The 21,042-nt window shown below is 47.8% G+C and carries 17 protein-coding genes; 11 read left to right on the forward strand and 6 right to left on the reverse strand.

Annotation, left to right across the window (positions count from 1 at the left end):
- The first annotated feature begins 49 nt into the window (after positions 1–49).
- The 6 genes from coxB (at position 50) to panB (ending at position 8,433) form a co-directional block, all read left to right on the forward strand.
- Positions 50–934, forward strand: coding sequence for a cytochrome c oxidase subunit II (gene coxB / locus NZM01_03850; protein MCS6959160.1), 885 nt, complete (start codon positions 50–52; stop codon positions 932–934).
- Complete coding sequence (gene ctaD, locus NZM01_03855; protein MCS6959161.1) at positions 931–2,535, forward strand: cytochrome c oxidase subunit I; 1,605 nt, start codon at positions 931–933, stop codon at positions 2,533–2,535. Before coxB ends, ctaD begins: the two co-directional genes overlap by 4 nt.
- A gap of 10 nt (positions 2,536–2,545) precedes the next feature.
- Positions 2,546–3,151: a heme-copper oxidase subunit III gene (locus tag NZM01_03860; GenBank protein MCS6959162.1), complete on the forward strand. Its 606-nt coding sequence runs from the start codon at positions 2,546–2,548 to the stop codon at positions 3,149–3,151.
- A 382-nt stretch (positions 3,152–3,533) separates the two neighbouring features.
- On the forward strand, positions 3,534–5,429 hold the full coding sequence (locus NZM01_03865) for an FAD-dependent oxidoreductase (protein ID MCS6959163.1): 1,896 nt from the start codon (positions 3,534–3,536) through the stop codon (positions 5,427–5,429).
- Between the two features lie 2 nt (positions 5,430–5,431).
- Positions 5,432–7,447 (forward strand): hypothetical protein, encoded by a 2,016-nt coding sequence (locus tag NZM01_03870; GenBank protein MCS6959164.1) that lies wholly within the window; start codon positions 5,432–5,434, stop codon positions 7,445–7,447.
- Positions 7,448–7,644: 197 nt separating this feature from the next.
- Positions 7,645–8,433 (forward strand): 3-methyl-2-oxobutanoate hydroxymethyltransferase, encoded by a 789-nt coding sequence (gene panB / locus NZM01_03875; protein ID MCS6959165.1) that lies wholly within the window; start codon positions 7,645–7,647, stop codon positions 8,431–8,433.
- Here the strand turns inward: panB and NZM01_03880 are convergent.
- From NZM01_03880 to rpsJ, 3 genes are read right to left on the reverse strand one after another with little or no spacing between them, the layout of a single operon-like run.
- Positions 8,403–9,557 (reverse strand): WD40 repeat domain-containing protein, encoded by a 1,155-nt coding sequence (locus NZM01_03880; protein ID MCS6959166.1) that lies wholly within the window; start codon positions 9,555–9,557, stop codon positions 8,403–8,405. The genes panB and NZM01_03880 overlap by 31 nt on opposite strands.
- 40 nt (positions 9,558–9,597) lie before the next feature.
- Entirely contained in the window at positions 9,598–11,109 is a 1,512-nt protein-coding gene (locus NZM01_03885) for an FAD-binding oxidoreductase (protein MCS6959167.1), read from the reverse strand.
- The gene (rpsJ, locus tag NZM01_03890; GenBank protein ID MCS6959168.1) at positions 11,109–11,417 is read right to left on the reverse strand and encodes a 30S ribosomal protein S10; all 309 of its coding nucleotides are present in this window, start codon (positions 11,415–11,417) and stop codon (positions 11,109–11,111) included. The genes NZM01_03885 and rpsJ overlap by 1 nt, the downstream gene beginning before the upstream one ends.
- 129 nt (positions 11,418–11,546) lie before the next feature.
- Between rpsJ and NZM01_03895 the strand changes: the two genes are divergently transcribed.
- Genes NZM01_03895 through NZM01_03910 form a run of 4 tightly spaced genes read left to right on the forward strand, consistent with a single transcriptional unit; the run spans position 11,547 to position 16,897 of the window.
- Positions 11,547–12,152 carry a response regulator gene (locus NZM01_03895; protein ID MCS6959169.1) on the forward strand — a complete coding sequence of 202 codons (606 nt, stop codon included), beginning with the start codon at positions 11,547–11,549 and terminating at the stop codon, positions 12,150–12,152.
- Positions 12,153–12,164: 12 nt separating this feature from the next.
- Positions 12,165–12,974 carry a fumarylacetoacetate hydrolase family protein gene (locus tag NZM01_03900; protein MCS6959170.1) on the forward strand — a complete coding sequence of 270 codons (810 nt, stop codon included), beginning with the start codon at positions 12,165–12,167 and terminating at the stop codon, positions 12,972–12,974.
- A complete protein-coding gene (locus tag NZM01_03905; protein MCS6959171.1) occupies positions 12,975–14,129 on the forward strand; it encodes a hypothetical protein in 1,155 nt (384 codons plus the stop codon).
- 44 nt (positions 14,130–14,173) lie between these two features.
- Positions 14,174–16,897, forward strand: a complete 2,724-nt coding sequence (locus NZM01_03910) for a valine--tRNA ligase (GenBank protein ID MCS6959172.1) — start codon at positions 14,174–14,176, stop codon at positions 16,895–16,897.
- Here NZM01_03910 and cbiB read toward each other — a convergent pair.
- On the reverse strand, positions 16,871–17,833 hold the full coding sequence (gene cbiB / locus NZM01_03915; GenBank protein MCS6959173.1) for an adenosylcobinamide-phosphate synthase CbiB: 963 nt from the start codon (positions 17,831–17,833) through the stop codon (positions 16,871–16,873). The two genes, NZM01_03910 and cbiB, sit on opposite strands and share 27 nt — an antisense overlap.
- A 3-nt stretch (positions 17,834–17,836) precedes the next feature.
- Positions 17,837–19,369 carry an NAD(P)H-quinone oxidoreductase subunit N gene (locus NZM01_03920; GenBank protein MCS6959174.1) on the reverse strand — a complete coding sequence of 511 codons (1,533 nt, stop codon included), beginning with the start codon at positions 19,367–19,369 and terminating at the stop codon, positions 17,837–17,839.
- A 53-nt stretch (positions 19,370–19,422) separates the two neighbouring features.
- Between NZM01_03920 and NZM01_03925 the strand changes: the two genes are divergently transcribed.
- Complete coding sequence (locus NZM01_03925; GenBank protein ID MCS6959175.1) at positions 19,423–20,139, forward strand: WecB/TagA/CpsF family glycosyltransferase; 717 nt, start codon at positions 19,423–19,425, stop codon at positions 20,137–20,139.
- Here the strand turns inward: NZM01_03925 and NZM01_03930 are convergent.
- On the reverse strand, positions 20,092–21,039 hold the full coding sequence (locus NZM01_03930; GenBank protein MCS6959176.1) for a WYL domain-containing transcriptional regulator: 948 nt from the start codon (positions 21,037–21,039) through the stop codon (positions 20,092–20,094). The two genes, NZM01_03925 and NZM01_03930, sit on opposite strands and share 48 nt — an antisense overlap.
- Between the last annotated feature and the right edge of the window lie 3 nt (positions 21,040–21,042).

Consider the following 21,042-nt stretch of genomic DNA (forward strand, 5'->3'; position numbering starts at 1 on the left):
TGGCTGGTTAGTGTCTAAAAATAACTAATACAGTCATCAGGGAGATGAGATGAAAGCGCAACGCATAGTCTCGATCGTGGTACTGGTGGGCTTAATCATCAGTGCAGCGGTTTGGTACGGTATCAACAATCACTTGCTGCCAGAGGCGGCGGGGCTGGAGGCAGAAGCCTACGATCGGTTATTCAACACGATGGTTGGCATTGCCTTTGGTGTGTTTCTACTGATTGAAGGATTGTTAGTGTTTGCTATTTTGGTGTTTCAGCGTCGTCCTGGGGATGAGGAGGACGGTCCAGGGATTGGCGAAAATTTGCGCTTAGAAATTCTGTGGACGGCAATACCGATCGTGACAGTTTTATGGCTATCGATTTATAGCACTCTAGTTTACAACCGTATGGTTGGTAAAGAGCCCTTGACGATTGCCCACCACCACGCTCACCCCCACACCACCTATGTAGCGATGACAGAGGGAGAGGAAGGGGTCACAGAAGTTGATGTAACAGCCATGCAGTTTGCCTGGATTTTTACCTACCCTGGCACAGAAGTTACTAGTGGTGAGTTACATGTACCCCTGGGCAAGAAAGTGCGTCTGAATATGCAGGCGATGGATGTGATTCATGCCTTTTGGGTACCAGAACTACGACTCAAGCAGGATGCCATTCCTGGCATGACTACTCACTTGGAGTTTACACCTACCAGGCTGGGTACTTTCAATATAGTCTGTACTGAGTTGTGTGGAGCCTATCACGGTGGCATGCGAGCAGAAATGGTAGTAGATACACCGGCTGATTACCAAAAGTGGTTAGCAGAACAGGCAGTAGCACAGAAGCAAGGCAAAGCCATTGCAATCAAACCAGGCGAAGAGTTCTTTGCATCCATCCCTCACCATGTACCAGCACACATTCACCATGTCATTAATGAGGAATTAGTACGATGACTACGGCAGTTACCTCCTATTCCGCCAGTCGCCCAGAGTGGCTGAAGTACTTCAGTTTTTGTATCGATCACAAGGTGATTGGCATTCAGTATATTGTTACGAGCTTTTTGTTTTATTTGATTGGCGGTGCCCTAGCCGGCTTGGTGCGGGCAGAGCTGACAACCCCTGAACCAGATTTACTAGACCCGTCCCTGTACAACGGCATGTTTACCCTCCATGGGACAATCATGATCTTTTTGTGGATTGTGCCGGCAGTTACGGGGGGATTTGGCAACTACCTAGTGCCACTGATGATTGGGGCAAGGGACATGGCTTTCCCTCGTCTCAATGCTCTGGCATTCTGGATGACGATTCCGGCGGGACTGTTGTTAATTGCTAGTTTCTTTGTAGGACCTGCTTCTACAGGGTGGACAGCCTATCCTCCTTTGAGTATCCTCACGGACCAAAAGGCGGGGCAGGTTCTGTGGATTTTGAGCATTATCATGATTGGTACTTCCTCGATACTGGCGGCAGTAAACTTCATCACTACGATTTTGAAAATGCGCCGTCCGGGAATGGGCTTGTTCCATATGCCCCTATTTTGCTGGGCGATGTTGGCAACTTCGGTACTTGCCCTGTTAGCAACACCAGTACTAGCGGGTGCTCTGATTTTGCTCCTATTTGACATCTGTTTTGGCACTGTCTTTTTTAATCCCGCTGGCGGTGGTGATCCAGTTGTCTACCAGCATTTGTTTTGGTTTTATTCCCATCCAGCAGTGTATGTGATGATTTTGCCTGTGTTTGGCATTATTTCAGAGATTTTACCTGTCCATGCTCGCAAGCCAATTTTTGGCTACAAAGCGATCGCTTATTCCAGCATGATGATCTGCTGTTTAGGGCTGTTGGTTTGGGCACACCACATGTTTACTAGTGCTACGCCAGACTGGCTACGCATTTTCTTTACGGTGGGCACGCTGTTAGTTGCAGTACCAACGGGGATCAAGGTATTCAGTTGGATTGCTACCCTCTGGCGAGGCAAAATTCACTTCCGATCGAGTATGTTGTTCGCTCTAGGTTTCGTTTCTCTTTTTGTGATGGGGGGCTTAGCTGGGGTGATGTTGGGGAGTGCTCCTATCGACCTCCATGTCCACGACACCTATTTTGTAGTGGCGCATTTCCACTATGTCCTGTTTGGCGGCAGTGTATTTGGCATCTATGCAGGTTTGTACCACTGGTTTCCCAAGATGACAGGGCGAATGTATAACGAATTTTGGGGGAGAGTACACTTTTTCCTCACTTATATTGGCTTTAACTTGTGTTTCTTCCCTATGCACATTTTGGGGTTGCAAGGTATGCCCAGACGGGTTGCCCAGTATGACCCTCAATTCACCAGTTTGAATGTGATTTGTTCCATCGGTGCTCTTATTCTGGCTCTGTCTACTATCCCCTTCTTGGTAAACATGATTTATAGCTGGACAAGGGGGGAACGGGCTAGTGGCAATCCCTGGCGTGCTCTGACCTTAGAATGGACAACACTCTCTCCACCACCGACGGAAAACTGGCATGGGGAGCCACCCTTAGTTACAGAACCTTACGCTTACGGTATCAGTAGTCATTCCTAGGAGAAGAAATATGCAAGGTATTGCGCCTGAATCTATTAGCCATGACTTAGCAGCACAGGCAGTTGACCACCACCACGACCATCCTGATTTGCGAGTGTTTGGCTTACTGCTATTTCTGGTATCAGAGGGCATGATTTTCATGGGTTTGTTCAGTGCCTATTTGTTGTACCGATCGGGTTATGAAGTTTGGCCTCCCGCTGATACAGAGGTAGAAATTTTGATACCTGCTATCAACACAGCGATCCTGGTATCTAGTAGTTTTGTGATTCACCAGGCAGATGAAGCGATTAAGCACTACAAGCTGGGGGCAGTGCGGGGGTGGCTATTCACCACCTTTGTCATGGGAGTCATATTCCTAGCAGGACAAGTATATGAATATCGTCACCTAGAGTTTACCCTCTCCACTAACTTATTTGGCAGTGCCTTCTATGTCCTGACAGGGTTCCACGGCTTCCACGTCTGTATTGGTTTGTTAATTATCCTGGGCGTGTTGCTCAACTCTTTCCGCCGCGATGCTTTTCGGGACAAACACTTTGGCATCATTGGTGCTTCTATTTATTGGCACTTTGTTGATGTCATCTGGATTATCCTGTTTGGCTTGCTCTATATACTTTAGGTCATGGATAGATTTTTGTAACTGTTTCTGCAATACCAAAGGGGGGCTAAACCGCCCCCCGAAGTCAGGATATAGACCATTCCTCTCTCATTATTTCTGGACTAAATAGAAAAAGTAGTAAGGTCTAGTTCAAAATAAGCAAAAAAACTTTATAGTAGCTTAGGTTTCTAAAGGTTGATGTAAATATCAGCACATTCTCCTGAGCCAATGTTCTCCATACAGCAAATCTACTCTAAGCCAGATCAGTTTTACGTGAGGCTAACATAAGTCACCCTCTAGGGTTTAGGGAGGGAGATTTACTTCATTACTGTACTTAATGTAGGAACTTGTAAATCAGGTTGCCTGGATTAGCCTTGTCCCCCTGCACTAAAGTATTAAAATAGTGACCAATTTTAGTCCAAACTTAGGGAACATAATGAATTATCCCATTTACGTTTTAGGAGCCGGTCCGGCAGGTCTGGCGGCAGCTTATACCCTCACCAAGCAAAAACACAAAGTCTGTGTATTAGAGAGGGAGAATGCCGTGGGGGGGCTGGCAAAAAGCATTAACTATAAGGGATTTATTCTGGACTATGGACCCCACCGCTTCTTCACAAAACTTGCGCCGGTGCTTGCTCTATGGAACGAGGTATTAGGCTCAGACCAAGTGACTGTTAATCGTCTGACCCGCATCTATTATCAGAAAAAATACTTTAGTTATCCCCTTAAACCCTGGGAAGTACTCAAAACGATCGGCATATGGCAGAGTTTACAGATTGTTATTTCCTATGCCCAGGCACAGTTATTTGCCAATAAGAGACCCCGTAACTTTGCCGAGTGGGTAATAAGTAAGTTTGGCAAGAAACTATTTCAAATCTTTTTTGAAGGTTACACAGAAAAGCTGTGGGGGATCAAATGTACAGAAATTAGTGCTGAGTGGGCAGCGCAGAGAATCAAAGGTCTGTCTTTGGGGAGAGCAATTCGCAGTGCCCTACTGGGAAACGACGGGAAGGTCAAATCTCTGGTAGAACAATTTCAGTTTCCCAAGCTGGGTTCAGGGCAACTCTATGACAAGATAGCTACCTACTTAGGGGAATGCCATCAAAAGGTAAAGCTGAATGCGGAAGTAGTCAAAATCTATCATCGAGATCAACGAGTTACCCATGTTATTTGGCAGGACAGAATTACAGGGGAGGTATATCATGAGAATTGCAGTGGTGTTATTTCCTCTATTCCTTTATCTGTTTTAGTGCAACAGTTGGAGCCTACTCCTCCCCCAGAAGTATTAGCTGCCGCTCGTTCTTTGCGCTTTCGTAATACCATTTTGGTCTATTTACTAATTGATGGCACTGATATTTTTCCTGACAACTGGCTATATATTAATGACCCTAGTGTAGGTTTAGGGAGAGTTACTAACTTTGCCAATTGGTCACCCTATATGTTACCAAATCAGGGGCAAACCCCCCTCTGTTGTGAATATTGGTGTAACTTTGATGAGCCACTGTGGTCAGAGCCAGAGGATGCTTTGTTGCAAAGGGCAGAAAGGGAATTGCGGTTTATTAAACTGTTAACAGATCAAACGGTAATCTCAGGATTTGTTGTGCGTCTACCCCGTACCTATCCCATTTACACAGGTAATTACAAAGAGGCATTGGCTACTATTCAAGACTACCTGAGTAGTTTCAGTAATTTACAAGTAGTAGGGCGCTATGGTGCGTTTAAGTATAATAATCAAGACCATAGTTTGTTAATGGGAATTTTAGCAGCTGAGAATGTCGATACGCCTGGCAAACATGACCTGTGGGCTGTCAATTCTGATAGTGACTATGCTGAGGAAGCAAAATTGGATCAACCTACTTCTGTAGCTAAAACAGTCCCTAATAAAAAAGAAGGCACTCTATGGCAGCAGTTCTATAAGTATCTATTGGTAGGGGGATTTGCCACGATCGTTGATGCGACAGTTTACAAAACTTTGGTGGATATTACTGTACCCTACAAGCTGGCTTTAGCAATTAGCTTTATCTTCGGGTTGACGACCAACTTCTGGTTAAGTCGGCGGTATGTATTTGGGATTTATTGGCAAAATTGGTTTGTCCAATATATTGTTTTTGCTACGGTAGCTATGAACAGTCTCTTAGCTAACTACGGTGTCATTGGTATCCTAGTAGATAATTTGGGTTGGGATGCTAAACACATAGTTACTCGGTTGGTCAGTGCCGCTTGTGTGGCGATTCTCAGTTTTACGGGACATAAATTGTACTCCTTCGCTCAGACTGATACAGCGAGACAGAGTTCCTAGGAATGACAGCGGGGAATAAAGACTGGTTTATTAAAATTACTACAGGGCTAGTCATAGGCTTATTTGCATTCCAGGCTTTCATTTCGTTTATCTATCTTTGTGTTAAGCAGATTGGTGAAGGTACGCCTGTACTTTTGTGGGACCAGTTTAGTTATTATCAAGATGCGGCACAATTTTACCGTAATTTTTCTCAAGAAAGTCTACAGAATGCCGTACGACCTGTATTTTCACTGTTCAGTGTAGTTATCCTACGCTTACTAGCACTCCCCCTCAATTCAATCATTCTAATTATTACTAATGCTCTAATTTATCAAGGAATTTTTCTAGCCAGCACTCTTTGGCTGACAAAGCTTTTACAACACAGTTGGCTAACAGGAATTGCCATAGCCTCGATCGTGTGGACTACACCACAATTTTTGGAACTGTCAGCTGATTTATGGGGCGATATTCCTACTGCTGCCTGGGTATTTTTATATACAGCGGTGCTGGTTTTTACCGTCAGCTCTGAATTTTCGGTTGTGGGCGGCTTTTTTTTAGGAGTCGTAGCTGCTTTTGGTTTCCAAATCAAGCCAATCTTTATTTTCTATCTGGTTATATCTACAGGCACTTTCTATATTTCTAGTTTTGTCTATGCCTGGCGTAAGTTCTCAGAGTTAGATTTTGTCTTAAAGGTGTTAGCTAGCTGTGGTTCTGCTTTACTAAGTTTCTTGACAGTGCTCCAGTTCATCTTTCCCAAGAAGTTACCTAAACTAATTGCTGATTTGCAATATAATAATGAAGTCTTAGGCTATTGGCAAGGACAACAAGGTATTTACAATACTTGGCTGTGGTTTATCAACGTACTGGGGAAAAACTTTACTATTCCAGTTGTGGTTTTACTACTAGGAGTTACGATCGGGTCTGTAATAACTACAATTATCAAACTGTGGCAGGCTATAGCAAAAAAGGACAATAATATTAGCATCTTGTCTGGTGACGGCTACTCCCAACTAGCACTGACATTTCTAGTTTGTCTAGTCTATATCTCTTTTTTCGTCCGGAGTAAAGATATACGTACTGTTTTCTTTCTCTTTCCTCTGTTTATTCTACTTGGTACTATTTGTCTCGATAAATTACTCTTCTCCAAAAGGAGATTGTTTGCTTCTATTGTACTAGCTCTGGTTTTACTACACACGGGGTTTATGATCTCTTGGTCACAACCCCATTCTGTATTTGCTTTTACTAGGAAGCTTTTCTTTAACTTGGCTCAGCAAGCATTCTATACCAATTTTGGTAGTCCAAGACCAATTGATACCTATGAACAAATTGGCGTAGATCGGTTTATTGCCTTTTTGGAAAACCACAGGGATAAGAATAGGAATGCTACTGTCTTTGTCCCCCATAATTCTTGGCGATATAATGATGCTTTGTTTAGCTCTTTTTATCACCTACAGAATAGTGTCTATCCTAACTCTTCTGTACCAAGTGTTGGCATCTGGTTTAGAAGTGCCCCTGCCAATCTGGGGGTTGCGGGAATCGATGGCGGCATTCCTAAAGCTTTCTTTAGTAGTGATTATGTGCTGACTGTACCTGAACATCCCTACGGCGCTTTTAAGGACCCTAAAGCTCAAATCTATAACTTTTTTACCCAAGAGGCATTAGCACAGCACAAACCTGAATTTATGGACGGTCTGACGCAAATTTACAGTGCTAAGAACTCCTTTGACGAAACTATTATCATTTACCGACGCGATCGGTTACCTAGCCCTACTAATTTTGTGAAGATTGTGTCCCAGTATGTGCAAGCTGATCCCAACAACTTATTTAATGTGCCTTTTATTTGTGCTGCTTTACAAATTGCACCTACTGCAACAGAATTACGTTCACAACTACAGACTATGGCACAGCCTGAGTTTTTAGCTTCTGTCCATTATCGTTTTAGCGATCCAAAAATGGAAGCAAAAGTTAGAGAATTACTCCAAAACTTTCCCCAAAAATCTTTTCCAGAGTTCACCTATCCACGCTTCTTGCAAGAATAGGTAATAGAGTTTTTGCATAATAGTTGGCGCTTAAAAGAAAAGGGTATAAAATAGATGCTAAGACTTTATTCTGGAATTTGCTTGCTAATAATTCCCTAGACTGGGCAGCTTATGCGCCTTAACGAAAGAATTTTTCCTATTGGAGAGTGTTTTGATAACAGACTAGAATAGTATGTGCTTTTCTAGGTTAATTGGGGATGCCTCTCTCCATTGCCCAGCTTTCTGCCCGTAAAAAACAGAAACAACCGATCGTTGCTCTTACTGCCTGGGAATACGCCACAGCCCAAATTATCGATCGGGCGGGGATAGATGTAATTTTGGTAGGGGATTCCCTAGGGATGGTAGCCCTTGGCTACAGGAATACTTTACCTGTCACCCTGGACGAAATTATTCATCACGCCAAGGCGGTGGGACGGGGGGTAGAGCAAGCGTTGTTAGTTGTGGATTTGCCGTTTATGACCTACCAGGTTAGTCCCAGTCAGGCTCTTAGGTCAGCGGGTCGTGTTCTCAAAGAAACCCCAGCCCAAGGGGTGAAATTGGAGGGAGGCTACCCGGAAATGGTGGCAACAGTGGCAAAGTTGGTCCGATCGGGGATTCCCGTCATGGGTCACGTAGGCTTAACGCCCCAGTCAGTGTATGTGATGGGCTATCGGCAACAGGGAGCTGCACCAGAGGTAGCAGACAGAATTTATCAAGAAGCCCTCGCCCTAGAGAAAGCGGGAGTGTTTGCCCTGATCCTGGAACATATTCCCAGTGAGTTGGCGCAAAAAATTACGGAAACAGTGACAGTGCCCACGATCGGGATTGGTGCTGGTCCCCACTGCGACGGGCAAATTTTAGTCACCCACGATTTGTTGGGTCTATCGGCAGAACCACCCCCCTTTGCCCCGAAGTACACGGATCTGCGGCAAATCATCACTGAGGCAGTAACCCAGTTTAGCCAGGATGTCAGAAATCACCGATTTCCAGGAATGCCCCAGAGTTGAAGGGTGTAGTCATCGCCGCCACTGACTAAGAGCATCTGATCAGGTAGGAAGGCAAGGGTATTGATAACGTTGAGATGACCACGCAAGGTGTGAATGTCCTGGTTTGTGGTCAAGTCCCAAATTTTAATTTCTCGAAAACTGGCGCTGATTAAATACCGATCGTCAGGGGTAACAATGATTGCCCGCACTTCCCCCTTGTGTCCCTCCAATTCTCGACAGTATTTGCCCTCGACAATATCCCAGATTCTGATGGTGCGATCGCGGCTGCCACTGAACAAAAATCTGCCGCAGTGACTGACAGCAAATGCCCATACCCTGGCACTATGTCCTACCAGCTCCCACCGCAGTCTGCCACTCTCTCTGTCCCAGACGCGGATCATGGTGTTCCAACTGCAACTGACGATCGTTTTGCCGTCGGGACTGAGGGCCACCGCATTCACCAAGTTAGTATGGGCTTTGATTGTACGGATTTCTGCTCCCGTTGGCAGATGCCAAAGTTTAATCGTGGAATCCTGGCTGCCTGTAACGATCGTTTCTCCGTCGGGGCTAATTGCCACGGAATTGACATAACCGTAGTGCCCTGTGAGGGTCTGCCTTAGTTCTCCTGTGGGTAGATGCCAAATTTTAACAGTGCGATCGCGGCTGGAACTAACTAGAGTTTCTTGGTCGGGACTGAGAGCAATGCCTGTGACTAGGTCACTATGGTCTTTTAGCTTGTTTACCATTTGTTGGGTTGCCCTGTCCCAGAGGCGGATAGTGCGATCGTAACCACAACTGATGATGGCACTGCCTTGCCGATTAAGTATCACCCCACTGACCGCCTTTGTATGCCCCCGCAGTGTCCCTAGGTTGTCCATTAACCAGTAGCCATCTCTTTGTTCTGCTGTCCACAGTAACTGCAGTGCCCGCCGCCGCACCAGAGGAGAACTATCCGTCGTTGCCTGCTGTACTAGAGCTAGTCCCTCTGCCCCAAATCGTAAAGCCTCAGCTAGGAGCGCCGCCCGTTCCTGGGGCGTCCCCACTTCCCACCGCTGCTTAATTCCTAACCATCCCCCTAGGACAGCTGCATAACTCCCTGCCTGCTCCCCCCCCAATACTACATCGAACGATCGGGGTGAATTCATCTGCCACTTTATAAAACTTTAGCTTTAGTATAATCCTAGCTCAATCAAGCTGACTAAGCACTCGATCGTGGCCTGAGCCAAAACTCCATCCTTCCCATCGTCGCTTAGCGCGGAAGTCCTGACCAGGGGGTAAATTTTGCAAAACTTCGTACAAACCTAATCCCAGGTAGTGCCTAAACCAATCTAGTACTGCCCCTACCCCCACTTGGGCGACAACTTGGGCAATTAAGCCAGGGTCTGCCCACAACATTCGCACCAGCGTCTGGGTCAAAGCGGGGAACTGCACTACATCCTGCAAGAAGGTACGCATCACCTGGGGGTCTAACTGGGACATCTGCCGAAAGACCAAATCCAAAATGCGATTCACACCATTTGGCTCCCTCTTTTCCCCCATTTCCACCCGCATTACTGTTTGGAAGAGCCAGGTGACAGCGATATTAGGCTGGTAGGGTTGCACATAGCCCAAATCTGGGCGGGAGAGGTAATTCCCCCCGATCGCTTCTGTTAGTGCTTGCACCAGGCGGGGTAGGTGACGCACCATTGCCCCAAAACCGCTAAAACTGAGAGGGGATTGATACCCCCCGCTATCTCCCAGGGAAAGAACCCTGTCCCAGGCAGGTGCAAGTGGATTAGTACGATAGGCAGGGAAAAATCCCCCCAATACACGGTGGAATTTGATCTCCCGAGGGTCAGTGTCCTGGTACTGAGGCAACAGGCGGCAATAGGCAGACCACAACTCCTTCATCCCCCCCCGCTCCCTATGGAGGTCACCGTAGGTAAATAGATAGGTAGTCCGTCCATCGAAGGCAGGGAAGGCTTCCCAGAAATATTGGTAGTAGTCCTCGATCGGTGTAAATGTATAGAGCACATCCCCCCAACTGCAAGGGTTTATGCCCGTAGCACAGCCCCCCACCACCCAGCAGATAGCGTCAGGACGGTCCTGTCCGTAGAGATGGTAACGAGTTTGGCGACCGATGGGGGAAAAGTAGCCCATGCAGTCCAGCAGTAATCGCGCGCTGTAACTTCCCCCCGCTTCTACCAATACCCCGTCAGGATGTACTACCGCCCTAGTAAATGGGGAATTTTCCCTGATTTGTCCCCCCAGTGCCAAGAATTTGTGCTTGAGCAGATCAAGTAGGATACGGGGACTGACCCCTAAATCCAAAACATCCTTGACCCAGTACTCCCCCCCACCATAAAATCCCACCCGCCCTGGGCTATATGCCGTTACGATCGTTTTTGCCAGCTCCTCTGGGGTTAATAGCTCTACTTCCAGAAGATTGTGGAGTTCCGCGCGGGAGATATTCCACTCCTGTTCCCGCCCCTGCAGCCTACCCCGTTCCAAGATCAGAGTAGAAAAACCCCGTTGTTGCAACGCTGTCCCCACCAATAGCCCTAGTGTCCCTCCGCAGATCACCACATCCACTGCTACTTCTCCTAGGCTGTCAGAGGCAGAGGCGATCACTTGGGGTATGGGTAGCCCCGATCGGTAATCCTGCCAGAACTGTTCTATTTGGGCAATTTTTGTGTCTGTGGCGGGGGGAAAGCGCATTATAGTTTGACTTCAATATCTACTCCCGCCGCTAGGTCGAGCTTCATTAGAGCATCGATCGTTTTTGCCGAGGGCTGGTAAATGTCAATAATGCGGCTATGGGTACGGGTTTCAAAATGTTCGCGGGAGTCCTTGTCCACGTGGGGGGAGCGCAGAACGCAGTAAATCCGCCGTCTAGTGGGCAAGGGAATGGGACCGATGGCAGTAGCATTAGTCCGATTAGCCGTTTCCACAATTTTTTCGCAAGAAGCATCTAGGAGGCGATGATCAAACGCCCGTAGGCGGATTCTAATCTTTTGTTGTTGCAGCGTAGCCACAATACTTTCCAAAATTTCAGCATCGTTTATTGTAGCATTGTAGGCAGAGCTAGGGGGTGCCTTTGAAAAAAGCTAATTTTGCGATAAAGTACATCATGGGCATATTCAGGGGAAAAGCCAGTGACAGCGCACAAAATTCTGGTCATTGATGACAGCCGAGTTATTCGCAACATGGTTAGGGATATGCTGCCGCCGGAAAATTTTGAGGTGGTAGAAGCAAAAGATGGGGTTCAGGGTCTGGAGATGGCACACAAAGAGAAGCCCTGGATGATTATGCTAGACTTTCTCCTCCCCAAGATGAGTGGCTATGAGGTGTATGAACATATTCAGCAAAATCCTGAACTCAGCCGCATTCCCATAATTTTGATGTCGGGGCGCAAAGAGGAAGTCACCAGCAAAATTCCCGAACCCTTTGAGGACAAATATTTAGTCTTCATCGAAAAGCCCTTTGAACAGCGGGAGCTGCTCCTAGCCATCAAAAAAGCGATGACCCTGGCGCAACGCCGTCCACCCGTGACTGGTATGGGACTGACCACTTCTCCCCCCGCTGTTCCTGCTGCCCCAGCCGTAGACCAAAATCTGCTCGATCGGGTAGCAAAACTAGAAGCAGAGCTTGCCAAGTATGCCAATTTAGAGGAAAAGATCAGGACTTTAGAGCAGCAATTAGTTGTTCAGCACAAACAGTTGCAGCAGTTGGTAAACTTCATCAAGCAAAAGATGCAGTAAAAGAAGGTGGCTATGGCTGAGCGCTATGTGCGTGTCCAGGGGGAGGGGGGGATATATTATGGCTTGTTGGAAGTCAATTTATCCGTCCATTTACTTTCTGCTGCTCCCTGGTTGGGGGGTGAGGCAACGGGCAAAATTCTGCCGCCAGAAACCTACACCCTCTTGCCCCCCTGTGAACCCCAGAAGATTGTTGGAGTGGGGAAAAACTACCGTGCCCATGCTCTCGAACTTGGTACGGAGCCGCCCAAGGAACCCCTCATTTTTCTCAAAGCCACCAGCGCTCTCATTGGTAGCCAGCAACCTATCATTCTACCTACTCAATCCAGTCGAGTGGAGTACGAGGGAGAACTAGCGCTAGTGATAGGGCAAACCTGCCGCCACGTCAGCCCCGACCATGCCCTGAATTATGTTTGGGGTTACACGATCGCCAATGATGTCACTGCTAGGGACTTACAAAGAAAAGACGGACAGTGGACGCGGGCCAAGAGTTTTGATACATTTTGCCCCTTAGGTCCCTGGATTGTGCGGGATATAAGTCCCGCTGCCCACCTGCAGACGATCCTCAACAATGACTCTGTACCAGTGCAGAGTGCTACGATCGACGAAATGCTCTTTCCCCCTGATGTCCTAGTGTCCTTCATTAGTAGTGTGATGACTCTCTATCCAGGGGATGTGATTTTAACAGGCACCCCCGCAGGCGTGGGCAGAATTGCCCCAGGTGACCAAGTAGCGGTAGAGATAGAAGGTATAGGGCGGTTGCAAAACCCTGTGTTAGTACGATCGGGTGTGGCGGAGGCAACCGCAGGGCAAAGGGAGGGGTGATTGTTTTGGCAGATACTGCAGGGGCAAAGGGGGGTAAATATCTGTCAGCCGCAACAGAGTGGAGAATTTTGGCAGAAGTGGGCAACAGCGTTACGGCAGGAATTAAAAGCGGGCATTCTGCTCAGTAATCAGTCCTTATTTCTAGCTGACCAGCAGCAGTTAGAACGGTGGGTGTTTGGTCCTGTGCGGCTAGCCTCGGCACAACCCCAGACCTTTGAGTTTGTCCCCTTTAGCCCAGAGGATTCTACAGAACGGTGGGCAGTAGTTCTGACAGACAAATGGCAATTGTGCTTAGTTAGTCGGGGTGGACAAGCCCTTTTTTCGTTTCAACCAGAGAGCATCCAGCTAGTGACAAATACACTGTGCAAAAACCCTCACACAGCTAGGTTACAACAACGCATCCAGTCTTTTACTTTCCAACTGCCAGAATACTCGGTCATGGCGAACATGATGGCAACTTTTTTGTCCCTCTGTCATCCCCTAGAGGTGGTTTTACCAGAACTAGAAGATATTGATATTCTGCAGAGTATGATCCACGAAGTGCGCACTCCCCTAACGACAATTCGGACTTTGGTCAGTTCTCTGTTAAAACGGTCAGATGTGACTAATCTCGTGCGTCAACGGCTAGAACAAATCGATCGGGAAACAAAGGCACAAATCGATCGGCTTAATCTCATCTTTCAGATTGTTGATCACGCCCAACCCGTCCTGCAAGAACCTTTACAACTAGAAGAACTCCTACGCCAGGAATTACCGCAATGGCAATGGCAGACCGATCGGCGCAACCTTACCCTGGAATACATCCCCACTCCTACCGCTCTGCCCCCTGTGCTCACCAATCGGGAACTATTGCAACAATTGTTGAACGGTTTGATCGATCGTTTGCTCCGTCTTTTACCCCCAGAGAGTAAAATTGCTGTTCAACTGCATCTAGCGGGTAGTTACCTCAAATTGGAGATTGTCACATCCTCCCACAGTAGTACTGGCTTACAACCGATCGGGCGGTGGCTAGCTTGGCAACCAGAGACAGGAGTCGTGAGTTTGAGTTTGGTGGTGACCAAGGCACTCTTTCAGGCACTGGGGGGTAAATTCACCCTCAAAACCCTACCCAGCGGGGAAATCATTGCCGTCTATCTGCCTGTCTTGCCTGGCTAGTTGCCCATGTGGCACAATACAGAAACCGTTTTCTTGAGTTGCCCATGTCCCTCCCCCTTTTAGCCAAGCAGTATAACCCCTTTACTACCGAAGCAAAATGGCAACAGTTATGGGAAGCCAAGGGCATATTCCAAGCAGAAGCCCCCTCCCAGCGGCAGACGTTTACGGTGATGATTCCACCGCCCAACGTGACGGGTAGTTTGCACATGGGACACGCTTTTGAAGAGACGATCATTGATGCTCTGGTACGCTGGAAACGCATGATGGGGTTTAATACTCTGTGGTTGCCAGGGACAGACCATGCTAGTATCGCTGTGCAGACTTTGTTAGAAAAACAACTGCAAGCGGAAAAGATTAACAAAGAAGAACTAGGGAGAGAGAAGTTTCTAGAGCGAGCTTGGCAATGGAAGGCAGAATCAGGGGGCACGATCGTTAAACAGCTGCGGCAGTTGGGGGTATCAGTGGACTGGTCGCGGGAAAGATTTACGATGGACGAGGGATTATCGCGGGCAGTAGTAGAAGCTTTTGTGCGTTTGTATGAAGACGGCTTAATCTATCGTGGCGAATACCTAGTAAATTGGTGTCCCTCTTCCCAGTCAGCAGTGTCGGATTTGGAAGTAGAAAACCAAGAAGTTAAGGGAAATCTCTGGCATTTGCGCTATCCCGTGGTGGGAACAGAGGAATATTTGGTGGTGGCGACAACCCGCCCAGAGACAATGTTAGGCGATACAGCAGTGGCAGTGCACCCAGAAGATGAGAGATACAAGCATTTAATCGGACGATCGGTTTTACTACCCTTAGTCAATCGTGAGATTCCCATTATTGCCGATGAATATGTCGATCGTTCTTTTGGTAGTGGCTGTGTGAAGATAACGCCGGCCCATGACCACAATGACTTTGAGATTGGTAAGCGTCATCATTTACCGATGATCAATGTCTTAAACAAAGATGGCTCAATCAATGAGCAGGGGGGGGAATTTGCTGGGCAAGACCGCTTTGTTGCCCGTAAGCACATAGTAGAGAAACTGACAGCCCTGGGCTTGCTAGAAAAGATAGAAGACTATGTCCATACGGTGCCCTACTCAGAAAGGGGAAAAGTACCTATAGAGCCATTTTTGTCTGCCCAGTGGTTTGTCAAAATTACACCGTTGGCAGAGATTGCCCTCGACCATTTCGATCGGTTGCACTCACCACGTTTTATTCCTGAACGCTGGGGGAAAGTTTATCGTGATTGGTTAGTGAAGCTGAAAGACTGGTGTATTTCACGGCAGTTGTGGTGGGGACATCAGATTCCTGCTTGGTACATTATCAGTAAGACGAATGGAGTTATTGAAAAAGATACACCCTTTGTTGTGGCCAGGAATGGGCAGGAAGCAGAGGCAAAGGCAAAGGCTCTGTACGGTGAAGACATCCAACTGCAACAAGACCCCGATGTCTTAGATACTTGGTTTTCTTCTGGTTTATGGTGTTTTTCTACTCTGGGGTGGCCCGAGGCAACGATCGATTTCCAGACCTTCTACCCCACCTCAGTCTTGGTGACGGGTTTTGACATTATTTTCTTTTGGGTAGCACGGATGACAATGCTATCGGGTTATCTGACAGGTAAGATGCCCTTTCACACGGTTTACATTCATGGCTTGGTGCGGGATGAAAACAACCAAAAGATGTCCAAGTCGAAAAACAATGGCATTGATCCCCTCGTGCTAATCAACAAGTATGGCACCGATGCCCTGCGGTTCATGCTGATTAAAGAGGTGATTGGGGCGGGGCAGGATATTCGCATGGACTACAACCGCAAAACCCAGGAGAGTAGCAGTGTAGAAGCTGCGCGCAACTTTGCTAACAAGCTGTGGAATGCTGCCCGCTTTGTCTTACTGAATTTACCAGAGGCACCTAGGGTTGATTATGACCCTGCTAACCTAGAAAGGGACGATCGGTGGATTCTCTCCCGTTATCAGCAGACAGTCAAGCAGGTCAACCAGTTGTTTAATGATTTTCTTTTTGGTGAGGCTGCCCGTGCCCTCTACGAGTTCATCTGGGGGGATTACTGTGATTACTACATTGAGTTGGTCAAACCCCGTCTGACAGGGGTAGATGGTGTTAGCAAGGAGACAGCCCGATCGGTCTTGGTACAAGTCCTAGACGGCATTTTACATCTACTGCATCCTTTCATGCCCCATATTACGGAAGAGATATGGCATGGTTTGTGGCAGAAGGGTGAAGATGAATTTCTAGCTTTGCAACCTTATCCTCAGCCTGACCTAGGGATGATTGATGAACAAATAGAGGCAGAATATCAGTTGGCTTTCGATGTCATACGGGTTATGCGGAATTTGCGGGCAGAGGCAGAGGTTAAACCAGGGCAGAAGGTCAAGTTTTATCTGGTATCAGAGCAGGAGCGCGAAAGAGAGATACTAAAGCAGAATCAAAGCGGCATTGAACTCCTAGCTAAGGGGGAGAATCTGGCGATACTGGAGACCGTACCAATGGATTTAGGACAGACAATGACAGGAGTAGTAGAAACAGTACAGGTGATCTTGCCGCTATCGGGTGTCGTAGATTTGGCACAGGTGCGGGCGAAGCTGGAACGATCGTTACAGAAGTTAGAACCATTGATTGCCAGTATTACCAGTCGTCTGCAAAATGCATCCTACTTACAGAAAGCCCCCCCTGAGAAAGTAGAGCAAGACAGAGCAGAGCTGGCAGAATATCAGTATCAGGTCAAGGTTTTACAGGAGCGTTTACAAGCCTTGCAGGAGCAAAAGTAGACTCCACAATAATAGCCAAGTCAGGCAACACCAACGGGTCAAGGAGAGGGCATCGGAGATTGTAGTGGGCGTAATTGGCTGTAGGTTATCCCCTAGGAGGGGTTTACGTTTAATCAGACCTTTATAACGATTTTCTCCCCCCAGTTGCACACCCAAAATAGCGGCGTAGACACATTCACTCCAACCAGAGTTGGGGCTGGGGTCATGGACAGCATCCCGTTGACAAATACGCCAGACATAGAGAGGACGACAAGACAAAAGCGCCAGAGTGAAAACAGTTAAACGACAGGGTAACCAGGTCAAGCAGTCTTCCGTTTTAGCACTAAACCAACCCAAATCTGTGAAAGGTGGGGTTTTGTAACCAATCATGGAATCCAAGGTACTACTAGCTTTGTAACTAAGAGCAAATATCACTCCCCCGTAGGGTGGAAAGAGAAAAGAGCCAAGCAGAGCATAGAACAAAGGGGCGGTTACACCATCTACGCCGTTTTCCGTCACGGTTTCCATCACTGCCCGCAATATCTCTTTTTCGTCTAAATGTTCTGTATCTCTGCCCACGTAATTACTCAGTCTTCTTCTAGCCTCTGGTAAATCTGTTAAAACCTGGAGTACCTCCTCTGCAGCCCGCCTTAAGCTTCTGCCTGCCAAACAACTGGCGAGCAAAATTACCGCCCCTACATCTCCCCAATAACTATCAATCTTTGCCAATCCTTCACAGATTACCCCCCCAATTATGCCACTGCCAAGTATCACCACCAATGCCAAAACTATACCCCAAACACGCATCCACCGAGGGGAAAACCGCGGTTGAGAAGTTTTATCGATCGTCAATGCTGTACCAAGGGAAATGACCCAACCGATGACTTGCACAGGATGGAGCCAACCGATCGGGTCACCCAGACAATAGTCCAAGAGAGCAGCCAACAGAATTAGCAAAGTCTAGGGCAGAGATTGGACAATCACAGGTGTGGCAACACTAGCTTGTAGGAAGCGTGAGCCTGTAACTGCATCGTTAACAATACCAAACAAAGGATTGGCAGCAATGCCTGCAATAGAAGTGATGATCAACGTCGAAACCATCGCTACCTGGAGAGGGCGCATCCCAGGTTCTGCCCAACTGATTTGGGGGTAGCCCATGACCGCCTCCGACATCTCCTGGGGTTCTTTCACCACCATTTGTTTGACCACCCGGATGTAGTAGTAAATGGAGACCACGCTCATCACCAAGCCCAGGATAACCAGACCATAGGCACCTGCTTGCCAGCCTGCCCAGAAGATGTACAACTTGCCGAAGAAGCCCGCCAAGGGGGGAATACCACCCAAAGACAAAAGGCAGATACTCAAACAGAGAGTGAGCAGGGGGTCTTTCTGGTACAAGCCGCTATAGGCACTAATTTGGTCCGTTCCCGTGCGCAAAGCAAAGAGAATGACACAGGCAAACGCCCCCATATTCATAAACAGATAGACCAACAGATAGAAGATCATGCTGGCATAGCCCGCCTCCGTATCCACGAGCATAGCAAGCATAATGAAACCCGCCTGCCCAATGGAAGAGTAAGCAAGCATCCGTTTCATACTGGTCTGGGCGATCGCCACCACATTCCCCAACACCATGCTGAGGATGGTCAAGATGACAAAGACATAGTGCCACTCGGGCTCGATCGTGTGGAAGACCGTCACCAAAAAGCGGACTGCCAAGGCAAAACCCGCTGCCTTCGACCCCACGGAGAGAAATGCCACCACTGGGGTAGGCGACCCCTCATAGACATCGGGAGTCCACTGGTGGAAAGGCACCGCCGAGAGCTTAAAAGCAATTCCCGCCACAATCAACACCATCGCCAACACCACCGCTAGCTCTGGCCGACGGATAGCAGCAGCAATGCGCAAGAGATTTGTCTCCCCTGCGGACAGACCGTAGAGCAAAGACATACCATACAAAAAGATGGCAGAACTGGAAGCACCAATGAGCAGATATTTGAGTGCGGCTTCATTGGAGCGGGGGTCGCGCTTGGTATAGCCAGACAGCAAGTAGGAAGCAATACTGAGGGTTTCCAGAGAGACAAAAATTGTCACCATTTCATTTGCCCCTGCTAGAAACATTCCCCCTAAAGTAGCGGTCAGTAAAATGACTAGATATTCCCCTAAGACTACCCCCGACTGCAATAAATACCGCTCCGAAATGAGGGTTGTAATGAGGGCAGAAAGAGCTATAATACCCCGAAATACCAAACTTAACCGATCGCTATCAAAGGTTCCCAAAAACGCCAGGGTATTAGTTTGGGGGTGTAGCCATTGCCACACAATTGCCGCCACAGCAGCCATCAAACCCAAGTTAGTGAGAGTCGGCAACGATCGGTTTGACTTACCAGAAACAAGGTCGACAATGAGCACCACCACCAAAGTGAGGATAACAATTAACTCCGGCACAATAGTAGAAGTCTTAAGCGCCGCAACAGAGGATAAAAAATTCATAGGCAATTCGTCCGTGTCTTTGAGTATTTTAGTTTAAGTTGGGGTAGGTATTCATGGACAGCGTTAGCAGCCTAGAAATTTTAGGGTTACCTCTAACCCTTGCGTCTGACTATCTGGCACTGGCACAAAAACTGCCCAGCGGTCACATTGTCACCCTCAACGCCGAAATGGTGATGCTGGCTCAGCACAACTGTCAACTTGCCCAGATTATTCGGCAGGCAGAACTGGTAATACCCGATGGAGCAGGGGTTGTCCTCTATGCCTGCTGGCGCAATTACCGCCTCGATCGTTGTCCTGGCATCGACCTTGCCGCTAAGTTACTAGAGTTTGCTGGGGAAAAAGGCTTAAAAGTCTTCTTTCTGGGAGCCAAACCAGAGGTCATTTCCCGCACCGTAGCATACTGGCAACAGCAACTCCCCCAACTACAGATAGTGGGTTGGCATCATGGGTACTTTGATGCAATTGAAGAAAAGCAGATTATTGCAACCCTGGAACAAACTCAGCCTGACCTAATTTTGGTTGCCCTAGGGGTACCCAAGCAGGAGATTTGGATTAGTGAGCACCGATCGGTATGTCCCCAGGCAGTGTGGATTGGTGTGGGGGGCAGTTTTGACATTTGGGCGGGAGTAAAAAAGCGTGCACCCAAGTGGTTGGGAAGAATGCATCTGGAATGGCTCTATCGTCTATTACAGGAACCTTGGCGGTGGCGGCGCATGTTAGTTTTACCCCAGTTCCTGTGGTTGAGCCTGTGGGAACGAAGGCATAACTAGTGCTTCTCTCAAAATACGATTGACTTTATCCTGTAACCATTGAGGGGAGAGAATTTGGCAATTGGGTAGGTAACGGAAGACACGCTGTTGAAACCAAAAAGAGCTGACCTCTCTACTCTTCACTATGACATACTCATCAGTCCTTTGCAGTATTTCTTCCTGGGGGCGGCGGGATTGATAACTTCTCAGGTCACCATACAAAAGATACTGCACTGTTAAGGTGGGAAACTCTCTTCGGTACCAGGGAGTGATAGAACTAGCCCCGATGTCTTGAATCCGATCGATACGGAAAGAAAAATTGCGGGCTGTGGGGTCGTTGTGATCGTAGATTATGGGGGGCGTAGGCACATGGGCAAACAGGAAAAGAATACCGTCATGCAAGTGCAACTGGGCTAAATCTATATCCCAATTATGTTCTTCCCCTTTAGAATTGCGATAACGGATGACAAACCTTCTTTTGGCAGCTAACCGATCGCGTAGAGTAGCTATTTTCTGGCGCAAAGAGCTGTCACTGTAGGTGGTGGGGGGATTGAAGTTGCTAGCGAAAAACGGGATTGCTACTGACTCAGCACTGGTAATTAGAATTTCCCGTAGATGGGCACCCTCTGCCGCAAAACCCAAACTTTCCAGCAGCTGACTGGCTAAAGCGATCGCTTGTTTCTGTTCTTCTGACAGGAGCAGGGGCAACCCACTCTTACGCAAGGTATAGGGCAAATTTTTCCCACTCTCAATGTCACACCCCAGGTCACGCCACCTTTTGATGCTGCGGTCAATCCGCTGCTGAATATCCCTCGTCTCGGGAAACTCCCTTTCTAAAACCTCTGCCAGTTCCTGTCGCCTGTAGGGACGCTGACATAGCAACTGCAGAACCCGTAAATTAAACTCCCTTGTCACACTCATAGC

This window comes from Pseudanabaenaceae cyanobacterium SKYG29 (assembly GCA_025055675.1).
GTDB lineage: Bacteria > Cyanobacteriota > Cyanobacteriia > Pseudanabaenales > Pseudanabaenaceae > M5B4.